Genomic DNA, 18,924 nt, shown 5'->3' on the forward strand with positions numbered 1-18,924 from the left:
TAGAGGCATTAAGCAAACATAGATGCCCTAAGATGTCAAAGGATCGTGAGGAAGGTGGGCGAGTGGCGGCACAGGGCGTCGGCAGGCGCGAACGAGTACGGCAGGCGACGCTGGCGGAGATCCGCGCGGCGGCCCGCAGGCTGCTGATCGAGCAGGGGTCGCAGGCCGTCACGATCAACGCGGTGGCCAGGGAGATGGGCATGAGCGGCCCGGCGCTCTACCACTACTTCGCCGGGCACGACGAGCTGGTCGGCGCCGTGACGGCCGACTTCTTCCGCGAGCTCACGGCGGCGGTGGAGGCCGGGCGCGACTCCCGCCCGCCCGGGGAGCACGGGCCGCGGCTGCTGGCGGCCTGCCGGGCGATGCGGCGCTGGGCCGTCACGCACCGGGCGGAGTTCGGGTGGGTGTTCGCCAGCCCCATCACCGCCGAGCGGCGGCCCGACTCGCCGCGCGAGCTGGCCGGGCGCGACTTCGAGCAGGTCTTCCTGGAGGAGGTCGCCGAGCTGTGGCGGAGCCGGCCGTTCCCGGTGCCCGCCCCCGGGGAGCTGCATCCGTCCATCAGGTCGCAGCTGCACGCGTACGTGGACGCCACGGGCATGGGGCTGCCCGTGGAGGCGATCCACGTGGTCATGTCGTGCTGGATCAGGCTGTACGGCCTGCTCTGCATGGAGGTGCTGAACCAGCTCGACTTCGTCTATCCGGACATGGAGGCGGTGTTCGAGGAGTGCCTGCGCGAGATCGCGCCCAGGCTCGGATTCGACTACGAAGGCCCGTCAGACCTGTGACGAGGGTACCCGGACGGTCGGCTCGTGCCGGACGGGGAAGTTGACCGAGGAGGCGATGAAGCACGACTCGTGGGCGTCGGCGTGCAGGGCGAGCGCCTTCTCGGCCATCTCCTGGGCCGCCACGGTGACCGCCGGGCGCAGCACCACCTCGGTGAACCGGCCGCCGTCGGCGGTCGTGGCCATGGTGCCGGTCGCGGTGTCGGTGTACGCGGTGACGATCACGCCGGCCATGGCGCACTTGTGAAGGCACCACAGCATGTGACACTGCGACGGGGAGCCGACCAGCGGCTTGCAGCACGCCGCTGTCGGACCAGAACCTGATGGTCCGCACCGGCAGCCCGATCGGCGAGCCGGCTCGCCGATCGGGTAGAGCCCGTCACTCACGCCTGGCAGCCTGCACCTTCCACCCGCTGGAGACTCAAGCCGAGGCTCAAGCCCGTTTCATGCGCGCGCCCGCAACGCGGCGAGCAGCGTGTCGGCGAGCGCGTCGAGATAGCCGGGCCCCGCCTCCACGCCCCGGACGGTGAGCCGCCAGTAGATCGGGGCGGCGACCAGGTCGAGGGCGAGCTCGACGTCGGTGTCCGGGGGCAGCTCGCCGCGCTCGATCGCACGCTCGAACATCGGCCTGGCCCGCTCCCGCCGCGGCGTGCCGATCATGGCGATGCTGGCGTCCGCCAGCTCGGGGTTGCGGGCCGCCTCGGCCACCAGGTCCGGCAGGATCCTGCGGAAGCGGGGGTGGGTCATCCACTCCATCAGGACGTCGAGGAGCGCGCGCAGGTCGCCGCGCAGCGAGCCGGTGTCGGGGACGGTCGCGGAGCCGACGGTGAACTCCGAGATGACCGACATCGCCATCTCCTGCTTGGACGGCCAGCGGCGGTACAGCGCGCTCTTGCCCACGCCCGCCCGCTTGGCGACCGCCTCCATGGACAGCCTCCCGTAGCCCTGCTCGGCCCACTCGTCCAGCACGGCTTCGGTGATGGCCCTGGTGACGGACGGCTGCAGGACGGCTGCGCCGGTCGGGGTGCGACGTGTCATGGGGTGAGTCTAGCGAGTGGACGGGACGGTTCCGTCCCGTGGTACGTTGTCGACGAGACGGGACCGTACCGTCCGAACGTAAGGAGACTTCATGATGAACGCACGTGGGCTGGTCGACCACGCCCTCGACCTGCTGCTCGCCAAGGACATGACGGCTTTCGCCGGGCTCTGGGCCGAGGACGGCGTGATCGAGTTCCCCTTCGCCCAGCCCGGTTACCCGCAGCGCGTGGAAGGGCGGGCCGCGATCCACGAGTACCTGCGCGACTACCCCGACATCCTCGACATCCGGGAGATCACCTCGAAGACCGTGCACCAGAGCGTCGACCCCGACGTGGTGATCGTCGAGATGGAGGTCGCCGGCGTCGTGGCCGCCACCGGCCGGCCGTACACGATGCGGTACATCGCGGTGATCACCGTGCGCGACGGCGAGATCCGCAGCTACCGCGACTACTGGAGCCCGCTCGCCGCCGCCGAGATCATGGGCGGCACGGACGCGCTGAACGACGCCTTCTCCGGCGGTGCCCGATGAGCGGCGTGCTCGTGCTCGGGGCGACCGGCACGACCGGCTCCCGCGTGGCCGCCTTCCTGCGCGGGCGCGGCGTGCCCGTCCGCACGGCCAGCCGCAGGGGGGATCCGCGGCACGTGCGCTTCGACTGGACCGAACGGGAGACGTACGCGCCCGCGCTGCGCCGCGTCTCGGCCGTCTACCTCGTCGGCCCGGTCGGGGTCGCCGACCCCGTCCCCTTCGTCGAGCCGTTTCTGGAGGAGGCCGTGCGCCAGGGGGTGCGGCGGGTCGTGCAGCTCAGCTCGTCCGCCGTGCCGGAGGGCGCGCCGGGGCTGGGGGAGGTGCACCGCCTGGTCCGGACGACGGTGCCCGAGTGGGCGGTGCTGCGGCCGTCCTGGTTCATGCAGAACTTCACCGGGCCGTCCCTGGAGCTGCGCGAGCGGGACGGTGACCTGCTCTCCGCGACCGGGAAGGGGCGCGTCGCGTTCATCGACGCGGGCGACATCGCCGCCGTCGCGGGGCACGCGCTGACCGACGAGCGGTCGCACGACACCGACCACGTCCTGACCGGGCCGGAGGCGCTGAGCTACGACGACGTGGCGGCCCTGCTGACGGAGCGGCACGGCCGGCCGGTGCGTCATCGGGCGGTGCCGGTGGAGGAACTGGCCGGGCACTTCGCGCAGCGCGGCTTGTCCCCGGAGTACGCCGCCCTGCTGGCCGCGCTCGACGACGACATCCGGGGCGGCGCGGAGGACCGCGTCACCGACACCGTCGAACGCGTCACCGGCCGCCCGCCCCGCCCCTTCCGCGAAGCGATCCTTGCGGACGAATAATCGCCTACGTATACTCGCAGACGAGTAAAGAAGCGAAGGCGGTGAGCGGAGATGCCCCGACGGCGTCCGGTGAGCAACCTGCTGGCGCTGGCCGTCCTCACCGTGGTCACCCAGCGCCCGATGCACCCCTACGAGATGGCCTCGGTCCTGCGCGCCCGCGGCAAGGACCAGGACATGCCGATCAAGTGGGGGTCCCTCTACACCGTCGTGCGCAACCTGGAGAAACACGGCCTGCTGGAGGCGGTCGAGAGCGGCAGGCAGGGGGCCCGCCCCGAGCGGACCGTCTACCGGGTCACCGACGCGGGCCGCCGCGAGGCCGACGACTGGACCAGGGAGCTGCTGGCCGAGCCGCGCCGGGAGCCGTCGGCGTTCGAGGCGGGCCTGTCGGTGATGGGCGGGCTCGGCCCTGATGAGGTCGCCTCCCTGCTGCGGCGGCGGTTGGAGCTGCTGGAGGAGCGGATCGAAGCGGATCGGCGGGAGCTGGAGGCGCACCGGGCCGAGGTGCCGCGGCTGTTCCTCGTCGAGTCGGAGTACGCGCTGGCGCTGCTGGAGGCCCAGGCCGCCTGGGTGGCCTCGGTGCTGGCCGAGCTGGACGGGGGCACGTTCCCCGGCCAGGAGGAATGGCGGACATACCACCAGTCAGGCGAGATGTCGCCCGACGTGGCGGCCCTCGCGGAGCGCGGCCGCCCGGAAGAAGGGGAATGAGTATGGCCACGACCAGCACCACCGGCACCATCACGGCCACCGACGGCACCACGATCAGCTATCGCGAGGTCGGGCAGGGCCCCGGCCTGGTGATCGTGCACGGCGCCATGCAGACCGGCCACAGCCAGATCGACCTGGCCCGCGCCTTATCGACCGAGTTCACCTGCTACCTCCCCGACCGGCGCGGCCGGGGCGGCAGCGGCCCCGCCGGGGCGGCGTACGGGATCGAGCGCGAGGTCGAGGACCTCGACGCGGTGCTGCGGGCCACCGGCGCCCGGTACGCCGTGGGCGTCAGCGCGGGCGCGATCATCACCCTGCACACCGCGCTCGCCCGGCCGGACGCCCTGAGCAAGGTCGTCCTGTTCGAGCCGCCGCTGGGCCTGGGTGACGTCGATCTGGGCGGCACCCTGGAGCGCTTCGACCGGGAGATCGCCGCGGGCAGGACGGCGGCGGCGCTCGTCACGGGCATGCGGGCCGCCCGGCTCGCCCCGCCGCTGTTCGCCGCGCTGCCCCGCCCCGTCCAGGAATGGCTGACGGGGCTGATGCTGAAAAGTCAGGACAAGGGCGGGGGCGAGGAGCCGACGTTCCGGGAGCTGGCCCCGACCCAGCGGCAGGACATCACGGTCGTGGCCGAGGCCACCGGCGACCTGGCGCGATACCGGCCGGTCGAGGTCGAGACGCTGCTGCTCGGCGGGACCAAGAGCCGGCCCTACCTCCGGGCCGCGCTCGCCGGCCTGGAGGGCGTCCTGCCGCACGCGCGGCGGGTGGAGCTGGCGGGGCTCGATCACGGCGCCACGCAGAACGCCGCCCAGCGCGGCCGGCCGGAGCGGGTGGCGGCGGAGATCCGCCGCTTCCTGCTCCCGGCAGCTTGAGCGTCCGTCAGCCCGGCTCCCGGCAGCTTGAGCGTCCGTCAGCCCGTCACCGCCCGCCGTGGGCGCGCCGGCTGCTGAGCGCCCAGCACGCGTCAGAGGTTCTTGAGGAAGGTGGCCGCGACCGGCGCGGCCACCGCGCCGCCGCCGCCCCCGCCCTCGACGACCACGGCGAACGCCACGTCCCCCTTGAACCCCATGAACCAGGCGTGCGTGTCGAGCTTCTCGCCGGTGCCGAACTCGGCCGTGCCCGTCTTGCCGTGGGTGCCCGCGGGCAGCCCCGCCGACTTGGCGGTGCCCTTGGTGACGACGGCCGACATCATCGAGTGCAGCCCGGCCTTCACCCCGTCGGGCAGCTTGCGTTCCTCGGCCTTCTGCTTGATCGCGGGCACCAGCGTCGGCGGACGCCAGGTGCCGTCGGCGATGGCGGCGGCGACGGAGGCCATCGACAGCGGGCTGGCCGTGATGCGGGCCTGGCCGAACGATTCGGCGGCCAGCTCGGCGTCGGACTCGGCCTTGGGGAAGCTGGGCCGGGTGGCGGACACCCCGATGTTCAGCGGCTGGTTGAAGCCGACGTTCTCGGCCGCCTCCAGCAGCTTGTCGGCGCCCAGCTTCGACTTCGCCAGCGGCGCGAACGTCGTGTTGCACGAGTGGGCGAAGGAGTCGAGGAACGAGATCGACCCGAACGCCTCCTCGTCGGAGTTGCGGATCGGCAGCCCGCCGACGTTGACGTTCTTGGGGCAGGTCACGGTGTCCTGGGGTGAGAGGCCGGCCGCGAGCAGCCCGATCGCGGTGACCGCCTTGAACGTGGAGCCGGGCGGGTAGCGGCCGTCGAGCGCCCGGTTGAACCCGCCCACATTGTTGACCACGGCCAGGATCTCACCGGTCGAAGCCTTGATCGCGACCAGGGAGGTGGGCTTCTTCATGTGCTTGACGGCGGTGACGGCGGCGGCCTGCGCCTGCGGATCGAGCGTGGTCTCGACGGGCTTGCCCTCGGTGCCCTCGATGGTCTCCAGCGTCTTGTCACCGAGCTTGATCTCGGTGGTGGGCGTGCCGGCGAGCTGCTCCTGGAAGGTCGCCTGCAACCCGTGGGCCCCGATGGGCTGCCCGACCTTGTAGGAGGAGCCGAGCCTGGCCACGTCCTTCTTGGTCGCCTTGGCGAGGTAGCCGACGAGCTGCTGCACGGAGCCGCCGACCGTGCCGGTGTCGATGCGGCCGCCGTCGGCGTCGGTGATCTCGGCCCGCTCCGGCCACTTCGTCTCCAGCGAGAACGTGGCCCCTTCGGTCATCGACGGGTGCAGCGTGGCGGGCTTCCAGTCGACCTTCCACGTGCGGTCGGCCACCACCAGGTCGATTTCGCCCTGGTAGCTCCACTCGCCGACGTTCTTCATGTTCAGGGTGGCGGTGTAGGGGACGCTGGCGCGGCCGTCGCCCTCGGTGACCTTGCCCAGCTTGATCGCGGCCGACTCGACGGCGAGCGCGGTGCGCTGCTGGTCGTAGGCGGTGAGCTGCTTCGGCGTGGCCAGCAGGGCCGCCATGGCGGTCTTGTCACCGGCCTGCCAGGCCGCCGCGAAGCGTTGCGCGGTCTCGGCCGGCGTGCCTCTCGTGTGCAGTACGTAGTACGCGCCACCGGCCGCGGCCCCCACCGCGAGCACGGCCGACACGGACACGATCGCGATCGTACGACCCCGCGCCACTGATCAGCCCCCTGCTTCTCGACGACAGGTGTCAGAGCCTAGCGTCCAAATCAGGACATTCCATTGGAAGCCTTGTAACTGGCCGCGTACGTCGGCACGTACTCCTGGCCGGACAGCCGCTGGATGGCGGCCATGATCTCGTCGGTCACCCGCCGCCGGTCGCGCGCGCTGGTGTGCTCGCCCTCGAACCGCATCGGCGCCCCGATGGTGATGCCGATCGGCGCCGGCCTCGGCACCTTCGAGCCGAACGGCAGCACCTTCTCCGTACCGCGCAGCGCCACCGGCAGCACCGGCGCGCCGGTCTTGAGCGCCAGCCAGGCCACGCCGACCTTGCCGCGGTAGAGGCGGCCGTCGGGGGAGCGGGTGCCCTCGGGGTGGATGCCGAACAGCTCGCCCCGCTCCAGCAGCGCGGCGGCGTCGTCGAGCATGGCCTGCGCGGCGTGCGCGCTCTCCCGGTCGATCGGAAGGCTCCCGCCCAGCCGCATGAAGAAGCCGGAGACGGGGTTGCCGTCGAAGTACTCGTTCTTGGCGGTGAACGTCACGTGCCGGGGCAGCAGCGCCGGCAGCAGGAACGAGTCGAGGACCGACAGGTGGTTGGCGGCCAGGATCGCGGGCCCGCTCCTCGGCACGTGGGCCGCGCCCGAGATGTGAGGCGTGCACATCGCGTGCGCGAGCGGAGCGGCGGCGAACTTGACCACTTCGTACAGCAACGAGCTCTCCTGATCATCGGGCCGGTGGCCACCCCACCATAGGGCAGGCGCCCCGCCGGTGCGGCGGGACGCCTGGGAAAAGCTGTTAGGCCGATGTGGCGGTCGCCTCCTCGGCGAGGTGCACAACACGGCTCCAGCCGGACGGTATTCCGTGAAGGCGGTAATTTGCGGCCCGGGGGACACTAACCACATCGGCAATCTTGAGTTAAGCACACCGCCCGCCCCTGAAGGTAATCGCGCTCTCCCCTCGGGCCGCCCCTGGCGGGCTTACGTCCTGGTCCAGTGCGGTTGCGCCACATCGAAGACGCGCTGCTCCCGCCCCCGCAGCGCCACCTCCGCGAACTGCCACAGGATCGCCCCCGTCGGCGCGTGGATCACGATGGACGGCCCCAGCGGCATCTGCAGCAGCTCGCCCCGCCAGCGCGGCACCCCCGGCGCGAGGAAGCGCTCCAGCGGCACCGCGTGCACCGACGCCACCTCCCGGGGGTCGGGCACCGGCTGCTGCCGGCCGCCGAACGCCACCACCGGCGTGATCACGAACCCGGAGTCGGTGACGAAGTCGTCGAGCAGCCCGGCCACCTGGACGCCGGTGATGCCGGTCTCCTCGGCCAGCTCGCGCAGCGCCGCGTCCTCAGGCCGCTCCCCGTCGTCGGCCCGCCCGCCCGGCAGCGCCCACTGCCCGGGGTTGCGGCCGCGCGCGGCCCGCCTGATCACCACGACGTACGGGGCGCCGTCGCCGTCCTCCAGCACGCACACGGTGACGCCGGCCCTGCGCACCCCGCCGGCCGGCGGCACCTGCCTGCGCTCGAAGGCGGCCAGCCGGGCGGTGACCTGCTCGCGCAGCGTGTCGATGGGCGTCAGCACCGCTCCAGGATCTCACGCCGCCGCGCGCGGCAGCCGTACCTCCACCCGCAGCCCGCCTTCCGAGCGCGCCCGCGCCGTCACCGTACCGCCGTGCGCGCTGACGATGGCCCGCACGATCGACAGCCCCAGCCCCGAGCCCTGCGAGGAGCGCACCCGCTCGCCCTGCATCCGGCTGAACGGCTCGAACAGGTCCTCCACCTCGTACGCGGGCACCAGCGGCCCCGTGTTCTCCACCACGATCGAGCCGCCCTCCGGCTCCCCTGCCACGGTCAGCCAGACGTGCCCGCCGCGCACGTTGTACTTGATCGCGTTCTCCACCAGGTTGACCACGCACCGCTCCAGGAACAGCGGATCCCCCTCCACCAGCGCGGGCCGCAGGTCCTGGTGCAGCGTGACCGGCCGCTTGCGTGAGCGCGGGTCGATCTGCTCCAGCACCGTCCGCACCACCTGCTCCAGGTCGACCGCCCTGCGCACGGTGAGCTCCTGCTCGGACTGCGCGAGCAGGAGCAGCCCCTCGATCAGCCGCTCGTAGCGGGCGTTGGTGCCCAGCAGCGCCCTGGCCAGCGCCTTCAGGTCCTCCGACGCCGCCGGCTCCTCCAGCGACACCTCCAGCACCGTACGGTTGACGGCCAGCGGGGTGCGCAGCTCGTGCGAGGCGTTGGCGATGAAGCGGCGCTGCGCGTCGAACACCCGGCGCAGCCGGTCGAGCATCGCGTCGAACGTGTCGGCCAGCCGCCGCACCTCGTCGGGCGGGCCGCGCAGCCCGATCCGCTCGTGCAGCGTGCTCTCCGACAGCCGCTGCGCCGTCTCCGTCACCCGGTCCAGCGGGCGCAGCGCCCGGTCCGCGACCACGTACCCGAGCAGCAGCGCGATGATCCCGACCAGGATCATCACCAGCATCGACCAGCGCACCATCTCGCTGAGCACGCCGTCCACCCGGTACTCGATCTCGGCCCGGAACACCACGTCCCCCTCGGCCGGGTACGGCGCCGGCGCGGCGGCCCCCGGCGGCGGGCCCGCGACGCGCACGGGGCCGACCGCGAACTTCTGCGCCAGGGCCCGCGCGGTGATCCAGTACGTCAGCCAGAGCAGGATCGAGCCCGCGACCAGGAACAGCCCGCCGAACAGCAGGGTCAGCCGCAGCCGTAACCGCCGGGCGTTCCACCACCGCAGAGCACGGGCGGTCACAGCCGGTATCCCTTGCCGGGCACGTTGTGGATCGCCGCCGGCAGGCCGAGCTTCTTGCGCAGCGAGGTGATCGTGACGCGCAGCGCGCCCGTGCCGGGCTCGGCGTACTCGTCCCACACGCTCCTGCGCAGCTCGCCGGAGGTGACCAGCGCGCCGTCCGCGCTCAGCAGCACCCGCAGCACGTCGAACTCCTTGCGGTTGAGCGAGACCGGGCGGCCGTCCCTGGCGACGGTGCGGCGGGCCGGGTCGAGCGCGATGCCGCCGCGTTCGAGCAGCGGCGCCGCCGACCTGGCCGAGCGCCGGGCCAGCGCCCTGACCCGCGCCACCAGCTCGGCGAACGCGAACGGCTTGACCAGGTAGTCGTCCGCCCCCAGCGCCAGCCCGCCCACCTTGTCGTGGATCTGGCCCGCGGCGGTCAGCATGAGCACCCGCCCGCCCCGGCCGTCCGCGCGCAGCCGCCTGCACACGTCGTCGCCGTGCACGCCGGGCAGGTCACGGTCGAGCACCACGACGTCGTAGCCCACGTACGACGCCATCTCCAGCGCCTCCTGCCCGTCGTAGGCGACGTCCACGGCGATCGCGTGCAGCCTCAGGCCGTGCGCGACCGCGTCCGCCAACCGCTCTTCGTCCTCGACGACCAGCACTCGCATGCCCCGAGCGTGGCGGATCACGTGTTAGCGGCGGATAAGGGTTTATCCGGTTCTAGCACCCCGTCGTCTGAAGTGGGGCCGCACCTTCAGAAGGAGGACTCATGAAGGCACGGCTACTGCTGGCCGCCGCGGCGCTGGCACTGAGCGGGTGCGGCACCCCCGCCGCCCAGGACGACGGCGTGGTCAGCGCGGGCGGCGGGACGGCCTCCGCGACGCCCGCGGCCAGCCCGTCGGCGTCGCTGGACCCGGACCAGGCGGCGCTGAAGTTCGCGCAGTGCATGCGCGAGCACGGGATCGACATGCCCGACCCGCAGGAGGGCCGGATCATGCTCAAGATCCCCAAGGGCATGGACCAGAAGAAGGTCGAGCAGGCGCAGAAGGCCTGCCGGCCCATCATGGACGCCGTCGTCAACGCCGGGGAACGGCCCGCCGACGCCGCCGGGTTCGACCAGCTGGTCAAGTTCGCGCAGTGCATGCGCGAGCAGGGCATCGACATGGCCGACCCGCAGCCCGGCCAGCCGCTGCGGTTCGACGGCAGGGGCCAGTCGAAGGAGAAGCTGGAGGCCGCGCAGAAGGCGTGCGAGGAGTACGCGCCCGGCTTCGCCAAGAAGGAGACCCCATGAGGAAGGGCCTCCTGCTCGGCGGCGGCACGCTGCTCGCCGTCGCCGCGACCTGGACCGCCGTCGCCGCGCTCAACGACGCGGGGCCCGGCGCCGCCACACCGTCCAGGCCGCCCGTCCCCGCCACCGCCGACGTCACCAGGCAGGACCTCGTGGAGACGAAGACGGTGTCCGGCTCGCTGACGTACGCGGGCGAGCGCCGGATCGCCTCCGGCGCCTCCGGCACCGTGACCTGGGCGCCCGCCCAGGGCGCGGTGATCCGCCGCGGCCGCCCGCTGCTCAAGGTGGACAGGAGACCCCTGGTCCTCATGTACGGGCGGCTGCCGCTCTACCGCACCCTCCAGCGCGGCGTGTCCGACGGGCCCGACGTCGAGCAGCTCGAACGCAACCTCAAGGCGCTCGGCCACGGCGACTACCTGACCGTGGACGACCACTTCAGCTACGCCACCGAGCAGGCCGTCAAGGAATGGCAGGACGAGCGCGGGCTGGCGGAGACCGGGCGGGTCGACGCGGCCCAGGTCGTCTTCCAGCCGGCCGCCGTACGCGTGACCGGCGTCGACGCCGAGCTCGGCGCCAGGACCGCGCCGGGCCGGCAGGCGCTCACCGTCAGCGGCCTGCGCCGCCTCGTCCACGTGGACCTCGACACCGGCGACCAGGCACTCGCCCGCAAGGGCGCGCCCGTGACCGTGACGCTGCCCGGCGGCGAGCGCGCCAAGGGCGCCGTCACCTCCGTCGGCACCGTCGCCGAGACCTCCGGCGACGAGCAGGACCCCACCACCACCATCGACGTGGAGATCACGCTCGCCAGACCGCCCAGGAGCCGGCTCGACCAGGCGCCGGTGGAGGTCGAGATGCAGAGCGAGCGGCACAGGAACGTGCTGGCCGTCCCGGTCGAGGCGCTGCTGGCGCTGCGCGAGGGCGGCTACGGCGTCGAGGTCGTCGAGGGCGGCACCTCCCGCGTGGTCGCGGTGCGCACGGGGGCGTTCGGGGGCGGGCTGGTGGAGGTCGAAGGGCCGGGGCTGGCCGAAGGCATGAAGGTCGGGGTGCCGGCCACATGAGCACGCCCGCACCCGGCGCGCAGCCCAGCCCCGGCGCGCAGCCCAGCCCCGGCGCGCAGCCCAGCCCCGGCCCTGAGCGCGGCCGCGAGCCCGGCTCTCAGCGTGGCCCTGAGCGCGGCCGCGAGCCGGGCCCTCAGCGTGGCCCTGAGCGCGGCCGGGAAGGCGGCGGGCCGGGGGAGCGCATCGTGGAGCTGCGCGGGGTGAGCAAGACCTACGCGGGGGACGTGCACGCGCTGCGCGGCGTGGATCTGACCGTCGAGCGCGGCGACCTGCTCGCCATCGTGGGCCCGTCCGGGTCCGGCAAATCGACCATGCTCCACCTCATCGGCACGCTCGACCGCCCGACCACCGGCACCGTCCGGGTCGCCGGGCACGACGTCGCGCGGCTGACGGACCGGCAGCTGTCCGCGCTGCGCTCGCGCCACATGGGGTTCGTTCTCCAGCAGTTCCACCTGGCGCCCGGCGTCAGCGCCCTGGACAACGTGGCCGACGGCCTGCTCTACACCGGCCTGCGCCGGCGCGCCAGGCGCGAGCGGGCCGCCGCCGCGCTGGAGCGGGTCGGGCTCGGACACCGGCTGCGGCACCGCCCCTCCGAGCTGTCCGGCGGCGAGCAACAGCGGGTGGCGGTGGCCCGCGCCGTCGCCGGCGACCCGCCGCTCCTCCTGGCCGACGAACCGACCGGCAACCTCGACTCGGCCGCGGGCGCGGACGTCCTGCGCGTGCTGGCCGCACTGCACGAGTCCGGGACGACGGTCGCGATCATCACGCACGACGCCGAGATCGCGGGCTGGTGCCTGCGCCGCGTCCGCCTGCGCGACGGCCTGATCGTGGACGGCCACGAGCACGAGCACCTGAGCCCCGTGGCCCTGCTGAAGGGAGCCCCTTGATGACGGACGACACCCCGAACCCCCCGCCCACCTCGGATCGGCCGGCGCTGAGGCGGCCAGGACCGGAGCGGCCCGAGCCAGCGTGGCGGGTGGACGAGCCGCTGGTGCCGGGGCGGCTCGGGGTCGCCGACGTGGTGCGGGTCGGGGCGGCCGGGTTGCGGGCCAGGCCCACCCGGGTGGTGCTGTCCGCGCTCGGCATCGCCATCGGGATCGCCACGATGATCGCCGTGATCGGCATCTCGTCGTCGTCCCGCGAGCAGCTGCTGCGCCAGCTCGACCGGCTCGGCACGAACCTGCTCACCGTCACCCCGGGCAGGACGATGTTCGGCGAGGACGCCAAGCTGCCCACCACGGCGCTGGCCATGGTGCAACGCATCCGCCCCGTCCGCACCGCCGCCGCCACCGGCACCGTCGAGGCCACCGTGCGCCGCAACGACCGCATCCCCGAAGCCGTCACCGGCGGCATCGCCGTCCAGGCGGCCAGCACCGGCCTCCTGGACACCCTGGAGGGCGCCGTGGTCAAGGGCACCTGGCTGAACGACGCCACGGCCCGGCAACCGGCCGTCGTCCTCGGCGCGACGGCCGCCGAACGGCTCGGCCTGGCCAGGACCGGGGTGCGGGTGTGGATGGGCGGGCGGTGGTTCACCGTCATCGGGATACTCGGCCCCATGCCGCTCGCTCCCGAGATCGAACGCTCGGCCCTGGTCGGCTTCCCCGCCGCGCGGGAACTGCTCGGCTTCGACGGCTACCCCACCAGCATCTACGAGCGTTCCTCCGACGCGACGGTGGAGCAGGTGCGCGAGGCGCTGCCCCGTACCGTCAACCCGGAGAGCCCCGACGAGGTCACCGTCAGCCGCCCGTCGGACGCGCTGGCGGCCAAGGCCGCCGCCGCGGGCGCCTTCACCGGCCTGCTGCTCGGGCTCGGCGCGGTGGCGCTGCTCGTGGGCGGGGTCGGCGTGGCCAACACCATGGTCATCTCGGTCCTGGAACGCCGCCGCGAGATCGGGCTGCGGCGCTCCCTGGGGGCCACCCGGGGGCAGGTACGCGTCCAGTTCCTGGCGGAGTCGCTGCTGCTGTCGGCGCTGGGCGGGGTGGCGGGCGCCGTCCTCGGCGCGCTGGCCACCACCGTGTACGCGGTGTCGCGCGGCTGGCCGGCCGTCGTGCCGCCCTGGGCGCTCGGCGGGGCCGTCGTCGCCACCCTCGTGATCGGCACGGCCGCGGGCATCTACCCGGCCATGCGCGCCGCCCGCCTGTCGCCCACCGTCGCGTTGGCCGCCGCCTGAGGGGGTCTGAGCTGAGAGGGTCGTCGCGATGCGAGCTGAGGGGTCATCGTGGGGTGAGCAGGATGCTGAGCAACGTGCCCAGCAACATCCCCGCCCCCGCCGCGATCGCGGCCCACCGCCCCAGGGGCTCACCTCGCACATGCCCGACGACTCCCAGCACCACCCCTGCCAGGCCGAACAGGACCGGCAGGTAGAGCACGGCCACGGCACCGCAGACGAACCCGATCACGGACGCGACCTGATCCACCACCTTGGGCCCCCGCACCTTGACCCCCTGCGACCACCGCGCCGCCCCGCCGAAGCCGGACACGACGCCGTCGCCCGGACCAGGCGGGTGGTCGGCGGCGGACGCGTCGTCGTGGTCGGTGGCGTCGCTCCGTGCGCTCGTGTCCTCCGCCTCAGCCGGGCTGCCGCCGAGCGTGCCGTCGAGGCCAGGCGGGTCGTCCCCGTCGGCCGTGTCCCGCGTGCCGGGCGGGTGGTCGGCGGAGGGCGTGTCGCCGGCGTCGGGGGAGTGGTCCTCGCCTGACGCGCGGCCCGCGTCCGGCGGGTGGTCGGCGGCGGGCGGTGGGGGCACGCGGGGCTCCTTTCGGAGGGTGCACACATCACACACCGGGCGGAAGCGTCATGTCGAGAAATATGAGCATTTCAGGAGGCGTGGGCGAGTTGCGGCGGAAGGGGGCGGGCGTGGATGACGTCGAGGCGGGAGACGGCGCGGGTGAGGGCGACGTAGAGCCGGTTGAGCCCGCGCCGCTCCGCCTCGACGATGGCGGCGGGCTCGGCGACGACGACGTGGTCGTACTCCAGCCCCTTGCACAAGGAGGCCGGCAGCACGCTGAGGCGCCCGTTCACGTCGAGGCCTTCGTTCCACAGTGCGGCGGTGATCGCCTCCGTGTCCGCGTCCGCCGTGATCACCCCGATCGACCCCTCGAACGCGAACGCCTCCCGCACCGCCTCCACCACCCCCTTCTCCAGCCCGGGCACCCGCAGCACCCGCAGCCGCCCGTCGGAGCGGTATGAGCGGGTGGCGGGGACGTCCACGGGCAGGGCGGCCAGCAGGGTGTTGGCCAGCTCCACGACGGCGGCGGGCACCCGGAAGCCGGTGGTGAGCGCGATGACCTGGCCGTCGGGCTTGCCGAGCAGTTCGAGGCGTTCGGGCCAGGACGTGGCCGCCCACGGCGTGGTGCCCTGGGCGAGGTCGCCCAGCACGGTCAGTGAGCCGTGCTCGCTGCGCCTGGCCACGGCCCGGCACTCCATGGGGGACAGGTCCTGGGCCTCGTCGACGATGACGTGGCCGTAGCCGCGCGGGCGTTCGATCATGGCGGCGAGCTCGTCGAGCAGCACCAGGTCGGCGGCCGACCACTTGGCGCTCTTGGCGCTGCGCGGGGGCCTGCGCCAGGTCAGGGCGGCGCGCTCGGCGGCCGTGAGGACGCCGGCGGCGGGGTCGGGGGTGCCGGGGGAGGGGCCGCGCAGCAGTTCGTACAGGACCTCCTCCGGTTTGACGGACGGCCAGACCTGGTCGAGCCACGAGGTGACGCCGCGCCCGATCTTGCGCAGCCAGGCGGCGTTCGCGGTCTGCCCGCGCGCCTCGGCCTGGCGGCGGATGGCTTCGACGACGCGCGCCCTGACGCGTTCGCGGCCGACGCCGTAGGGGAGGGATTCGCGGCGGGTGTCGTCGACGATGCGGCGCAGCTCGTCCTCGTAGACCCGCCAGCGGTAGGAGCCGTCGGGCACCGCGACCGGCTCGGCCGGCTTGGCGATCCGCCCGTACAGGGCCTTGTGCAGCACCCGCGCCATGCGGGCGTCGTGCTTGACCACGGCGCTCGCCTCGTCGTCGGTGGCCGTGACGGGGACGGTGGCCAGCAGCCGCTCCAGCGTCGTCTGCTCGACGTCCACCTCGCCGAGCGCCGGCAGGACGGCCGAGATGTAGCCCAGGAAGGCCCGGTTGGGGCCGAGGACGAGCACGCCGGCGCCTTCGAGGCGCCGGCGGTGTGCGTAGAGCAGGTACGCGGCCCGGTGCAGGCCGACCGCCGTCTTGCCGGTGCCGGGGGCGCCCTGGACGCAGATGGTGGTGTCGAGGCCGGCACGGACGAGGTCGTCCTGCTCGGGCTGGATGGTGGCGACGATGTCGCGCATGGGGCCGACGCGGGGGCGTTCGATCTCGGCGGCGAGGATCTTGCTCTCGCCCTCCTCGCCGCGCGAGAGCCGTTCGTCCTCGAAGCCGGTGAGGGTGGTGCCGGACCAGCCGAAGCGGCGCCGCACGTCGACGCCCTGCGGGTCGCGGGCGCTGGCCCGGTAGAAGGCGCGGGAGACGGGCGCGCGCCAGTCGATCACGACGGGCGGGCCGCCGTGCTCGCCGGTGATGTGCCGGCGGCCGATGTGGTAGGCCCGGCCGGCGTGCTTGGCGGAGCCGGGGCCGAAGTCGAGCCGCCCGAAGAACGGCGGGCCCTCGGGCTCCTCGCTCAGCTCCTTGGCCAGGCTCTTGAGGTGCCGGCCGAGGCGTTCGGCGCTGTAGCGGTCGCCGGCCACGGTCTCTCCGACGATCACGTTGTTCCGCGCGCCGTCCAGCATGCGGCGCAGGCCGGCCTTGCAGCGTTCGACGTACTCCCGCTCGTCGTCGAGCGTCGCCATCACACCTCCCAGAAGTGTTAACTCGGTTAAGATATTAACCAGGTTAACACTTTGCTAGGCTGTGCTCATGACGGGACTGCGGGAGCTGCAGCGGCGGCGCGTGCACGAGGCCATCTCGACGGCGGCCATCACCCTCTTCCTGGAGCGCGGCTTCGACGAGGTGTCCGTGGCGGAGATCGCGGCGGCGGCCGGGGTGTCGAAGCCGACCCTGTTCAAGTACTTCGCCACGAAAGAGGACCTCGTCCTGCACCGGATCACCGACCACCTCGGCGAGCCCGCCCGGGTCGTGCGCGCGCGGGCCGAGGGGGAGCGGCCGGTGGCGGCGCTGCGCCGGCACTTCCTCGACGGGCTGGCCCGGCACGACCCCGTCACCGGGCTCAACGACGACCCCGAGGTGGTGGCCTACCACCGGCTGGTGTTCTTCGGCGCGCCCAGCCTGCTCGGGCGGCTGCACCAGTTCATGGCCGAGGACGAGGAGGCGCTGGCCGAGGCGCTGGCGGAGACCACCGACGAGCTGACCGCGCGGCTGCTCGCCGGGCAGGCGGTCGCCACCCAGCGGGTGCTGGCGCGGCGCAACTGGCAACTGCTCGCGGACGGCCGGCCCATGGCCGAGGTCGAGGCGGAGGCCGTGCGCGCGGCCGAGCAGGGCTTCGGGATGTTGCCCGGCTGATCCACCCAGCCGTCTCACACAGTCACCCGGTCTCACGCCCCCTGCGGATATCGCATGGCGGGAGGAGTTTAAGCAGGTGAGAGGGGGTGAAATTGTTACTCTGACAACCCCTTCACGAGTTGCAAATTTATGCAATTCGTGACAAGGCGGGATTGTCTTTACCCAAGGAGTGATGGTGGACGGACCTTTCATGCGCACCTGCGGTCACCGTACGGACTCGATCGGTGACACCACGTGAGCGGCGTGATCGCCGCAGGCTGGGGCCGCGTACGCGCGGTGCTGCCCGAACGGGCCGCGCTGGCCGCCATGCGCCACCAGCCCCGCGACAACCTCCTCGCCGGCCTCACGGTCGCGATCGTCGCGCTGCCGCTGGCGCTCGGCTTCGGCGTCTCCTCCGGGCTCGGCGCCGCGTCAGGGCTGGCCACGGCCGTCGTCGCCGGGTCGCTCGCCGCCCTGTTCGGCGGCTCGGCGCTGCAGGTGTCGGGCACCAGCGGCGCCATGACCGTCGTGCTCATGCCCATCATGAGCAAGCACGGCGCCACCGGCGTCCTCACCGTCGGGCTGATGGCGGGCCTGCTGCTCGTCGCGATCGCCCTCGCGCGGGCCGGACGGTACATGTCGCTGGTCCCCGCACCCGTCGTCGCCGGATTCACCGTCGGCATGGCCGGCGTCATCGGCCTCCAGCAGGTCCCCCAAGCACTCGGCGTGCCCGCCCACGACAGCGACAAGGTCGCGGTCGTCGCCTGGCACGCCGTCGTCGACTTCCTCGCCAGGCCGCACTGGTGGGCCATGTCGATCACCCTCCTCGTGGCGGCGGCGCTGCTCGTGGGCGCGAGCCTGCGGCCCAACGTGCCGTTCTCGCTGCTCGCCGTCGCCCTCGTCACCGTCGTCGCCGAGCTGGCCGAGCTGCCGCTGGCCAGGATCGGGCACCTGCCCCAAGGGCTGCCCGCGCCGTCGCTGTCCTTCCTCGACCTCCAGGCGGTGCCCTCCCTCATCGCCCCCGCCATCGCCGTCGCGGCGCTGGCGTCACTGGAGTCGCTGCTGTCGGCCACCGTCGCCGACAACATGACCGGACGGCACCGGCACGACCCCGACAAAGAGCTGTTCGGCCAGGGCATCGCCAACCTCGTCACCCCGCTGTTCGGCGGCATGCCCGGCACCGGCGCCATCGTCAGGACCGCCGTCAACGTCCGCTCCGGGGCGACCTCCCGGCTCGCGGCGCTGTCCCACGCGCTGATCCTCGGCGCCATCGTCTACACCGCCGCCGGGCTCGTCTCCAAGATCCCGCTCGCCGCCCTCGCGGGAGTGCTGCTGGCGACGTCCGTACGCATGGTCGAGCGCGACTGCGTACGCGCCATGTGGCGCTCCACCAGGAGCGACGCGGCCGTGCTCGTCCTGACCGCCGTGGCCACGCTCACCCTCGACACCGTGGTGGCCGTCATCCTCGGCCTGGTCGTCGCCGGCGCGCTCGCGCTGCGGGCCATCGCCAGGAACGTGCGCTTCTACCAGGAGCCGCTGCGCCACGACCTGCAGCCGCACCACACCGAGGACGAGCACGCCCTGCTCGCCGAGCACATCGTCACCTACCGGCTCGACGGGCCGCTGTTCTTCGCCGCCGCCCACCGGTTCCTGCTGGAGCTGTCGGAGGTCACCGACGTGTCCGTGGTGGTGCTGCGCATGCGGCTGGTCACCACCATCGACGCCAGCGGCGCGATGGTGCTGGCCGACACCATCGAACGGCTGGAAAGGCGCGGGATCATGGTGTACGTGTCCGGCATCCGCGACGGGCACCACCAGCCCCTCGAAGCGCTCGGCGTGATCGCCCGGCTCAGCCAGGCCGGGCAGGTGTTCGCCACGACCGACGAGGCCATCGCGGCGGCCCGCGAGCGGCTGCACACCTCCGGCATCGTGCCCCGCCTGGCCGGCTGACCGGCCCC

20 protein-coding genes are annotated in these 18,924 nt (G+C 73.2%); 11 read left to right on the forward strand and 9 right to left on the reverse strand.

Features of this window, described 5'->3' with window-relative positions; all coding sequences use genetic code 11:
- The first annotated feature begins 62 nt into the window (after positions 1-62).
- Complete coding sequence (locus tag HCN51_RS03820; RefSeq protein ID WP_346433523.1) at positions 63-785, forward strand: TetR/AcrR family transcriptional regulator; 723 nt, start codon at positions 63-65, stop codon at positions 783-785.
- On the opposite strand, the gene HCN51_RS62900 is transcribed toward HCN51_RS03820, so the two are convergent.
- Positions 774-1,016 carry an OsmC family protein gene (locus tag HCN51_RS62900; RefSeq protein WP_240972391.1) on the reverse strand — a complete coding sequence of 81 codons (243 nt, stop codon included), beginning with the start codon at positions 1,014-1,016 and terminating at the stop codon, positions 774-776. The genes HCN51_RS03820 and HCN51_RS62900 overlap by 12 nt on opposite strands.
- A 210-nt stretch (positions 1,017-1,226) precedes the next feature.
- Positions 1,227-1,820 carry a TetR/AcrR family transcriptional regulator gene (locus HCN51_RS03830; protein ID WP_168006807.1) on the reverse strand — a complete coding sequence of 198 codons (594 nt, stop codon included), beginning with the start codon at positions 1,818-1,820 and terminating at the stop codon, positions 1,227-1,229.
- Positions 1,821-1,911: 91 nt separating this feature from the next.
- Between HCN51_RS03830 and HCN51_RS03835 the strand changes: the two genes are divergently transcribed.
- The 4 genes from HCN51_RS03835 to HCN51_RS03850 are packed head-to-tail and all read left to right on the forward strand — an operon-like array spanning position 1,912 to position 4,735.
- Positions 1,912-2,349: a nuclear transport factor 2 family protein gene (locus HCN51_RS03835; RefSeq protein WP_206066527.1), complete on the forward strand. Its 438-nt coding sequence runs from the start codon at positions 1,912-1,914 to the stop codon at positions 2,347-2,349.
- On the forward strand, positions 2,346-3,158 hold the full coding sequence (locus tag HCN51_RS03840) for an NmrA family NAD(P)-binding protein (protein ID WP_168006809.1): 813 nt from the start codon (positions 2,346-2,348) through the stop codon (positions 3,156-3,158). The genes HCN51_RS03835 and HCN51_RS03840 overlap by 4 nt, the downstream gene beginning before the upstream one ends.
- Positions 3,159-3,209: 51 nt before the next feature.
- The gene (locus HCN51_RS03845; RefSeq protein ID WP_080037670.1) at positions 3,210-3,863 is read left to right on the forward strand and encodes a PadR family transcriptional regulator; all 654 of its coding nucleotides are present in this window, start codon (positions 3,210-3,212) and stop codon (positions 3,861-3,863) included.
- 2 nt (positions 3,864-3,865) lie between these two features.
- The gene (locus HCN51_RS03850; protein ID WP_168006811.1) at positions 3,866-4,735 is read left to right on the forward strand and encodes an alpha/beta fold hydrolase; all 870 of its coding nucleotides are present in this window, start codon (positions 3,866-3,868) and stop codon (positions 4,733-4,735) included.
- Between the two features lie 92 nt (positions 4,736-4,827).
- On the opposite strand, the gene HCN51_RS03855 is transcribed toward HCN51_RS03850, so the two are convergent.
- The 5 genes from HCN51_RS03855 to HCN51_RS03875 form a co-directional block, all read right to left on the reverse strand.
- Complete coding sequence (locus tag HCN51_RS03855) at positions 4,828-6,402, reverse strand: penicillin-binding transpeptidase domain-containing protein (RefSeq protein ID WP_346433525.1); 1,575 nt, start codon at positions 6,400-6,402, stop codon at positions 4,828-4,830.
- Positions 6,403-6,479: 77 nt separating this feature from the next.
- The gene (locus tag HCN51_RS03860) at positions 6,480-7,139 is read right to left on the reverse strand and encodes a lysophospholipid acyltransferase family protein (protein ID WP_240972392.1); all 660 of its coding nucleotides are present in this window, start codon (positions 7,137-7,139) and stop codon (positions 6,480-6,482) included.
- Between the two features lie 267 nt (positions 7,140-7,406).
- Positions 7,407-8,003, reverse strand: coding sequence for an NUDIX domain-containing protein (locus tag HCN51_RS03865; RefSeq protein ID WP_168006815.1), 597 nt, complete (start codon positions 8,001-8,003; stop codon positions 7,407-7,409).
- 12 nt (positions 8,004-8,015) lie between these two features.
- Entirely contained in the window at positions 8,016-9,191 is a 1,176-nt protein-coding gene (locus HCN51_RS03870) for an ATP-binding protein (RefSeq protein ID WP_168006817.1), read from the reverse strand.
- Complete coding sequence (locus HCN51_RS03875) at positions 9,188-9,841, reverse strand: response regulator transcription factor (protein WP_168006819.1); 654 nt, start codon at positions 9,839-9,841, stop codon at positions 9,188-9,190. Before HCN51_RS03875 ends, HCN51_RS03870 begins: the two co-directional genes overlap by 4 nt.
- A gap of 101 nt (positions 9,842-9,942) precedes the next feature.
- Here HCN51_RS03875 and HCN51_RS03880 point away from each other — a divergent pair, with 101 nt between their 5' ends.
- From HCN51_RS03880 to HCN51_RS03895, 4 genes are read left to right on the forward strand one after another with little or no spacing between them, the layout of a single operon-like run.
- A complete protein-coding gene (locus HCN51_RS03880) occupies positions 9,943-10,464 on the forward strand; it encodes a hypothetical protein (RefSeq protein WP_168006821.1) in 522 nt (173 codons plus the stop codon).
- On the forward strand, positions 10,461-11,519 hold the full coding sequence (locus HCN51_RS03885; RefSeq protein WP_168006823.1) for an efflux RND transporter periplasmic adaptor subunit: 1,059 nt from the start codon (positions 10,461-10,463) through the stop codon (positions 11,517-11,519). The genes HCN51_RS03880 and HCN51_RS03885 overlap by 4 nt, the downstream gene beginning before the upstream one ends.
- Entirely contained in the window at positions 11,516-12,406 is an 891-nt protein-coding gene (locus HCN51_RS03890; RefSeq protein WP_206066528.1) for an ABC transporter ATP-binding protein, read from the forward strand. The genes HCN51_RS03885 and HCN51_RS03890 overlap by 4 nt, the downstream gene beginning before the upstream one ends.
- The gene (locus tag HCN51_RS03895; RefSeq protein ID WP_168006825.1) at positions 12,406-13,689 is read left to right on the forward strand and encodes an ABC transporter permease; all 1,284 of its coding nucleotides are present in this window, start codon (positions 12,406-12,408) and stop codon (positions 13,687-13,689) included. The genes HCN51_RS03890 and HCN51_RS03895 overlap by 1 nt, the downstream gene beginning before the upstream one ends.
- 43 nt (positions 13,690-13,732) lie before the next feature.
- Here HCN51_RS03895 and HCN51_RS57970 read toward each other — a convergent pair whose 3' ends face one another.
- Both HCN51_RS57970 and HCN51_RS03905 read right to left on the reverse strand, forming a co-directional pair.
- Positions 13,733-14,263 carry a hypothetical protein gene (locus HCN51_RS57970; RefSeq protein WP_206066529.1) on the reverse strand — a complete coding sequence of 177 codons (531 nt, stop codon included), beginning with the start codon at positions 14,261-14,263 and terminating at the stop codon, positions 13,733-13,735.
- A 71-nt stretch (positions 14,264-14,334) separates the two neighbouring features.
- Complete coding sequence (locus HCN51_RS03905) at positions 14,335-16,317, reverse strand: HelD family protein (protein ID WP_168006827.1); 1,983 nt, start codon at positions 16,315-16,317, stop codon at positions 14,335-14,337.
- Between the two features lie 67 nt (positions 16,318-16,384).
- Between HCN51_RS03905 and HCN51_RS03910 the strand changes: the two genes are divergently transcribed.
- Both HCN51_RS03910 and HCN51_RS03915 read left to right on the forward strand, forming a co-directional pair.
- The gene (locus HCN51_RS03910; RefSeq protein WP_168006829.1) at positions 16,385-16,987 is read left to right on the forward strand and encodes a TetR/AcrR family transcriptional regulator; all 603 of its coding nucleotides are present in this window, start codon (positions 16,385-16,387) and stop codon (positions 16,985-16,987) included.
- Positions 16,988-17,293: 306 nt separating this feature from the next.
- Positions 17,294-18,916 (forward strand): SulP family inorganic anion transporter, encoded by a 1,623-nt coding sequence (locus tag HCN51_RS03915; protein WP_168007370.1) that lies wholly within the window; start codon positions 17,294-17,296, stop codon positions 18,914-18,916.
- Positions 18,917-18,924: the final 8 nt, after the last annotated feature.

Source organism: Nonomuraea composti (assembly GCF_012034275.1).
Classification (GTDB): Bacteria; Actinomycetota; Actinomycetes; order Streptosporangiales; family Streptosporangiaceae; genus Nonomuraea; species Nonomuraea composti.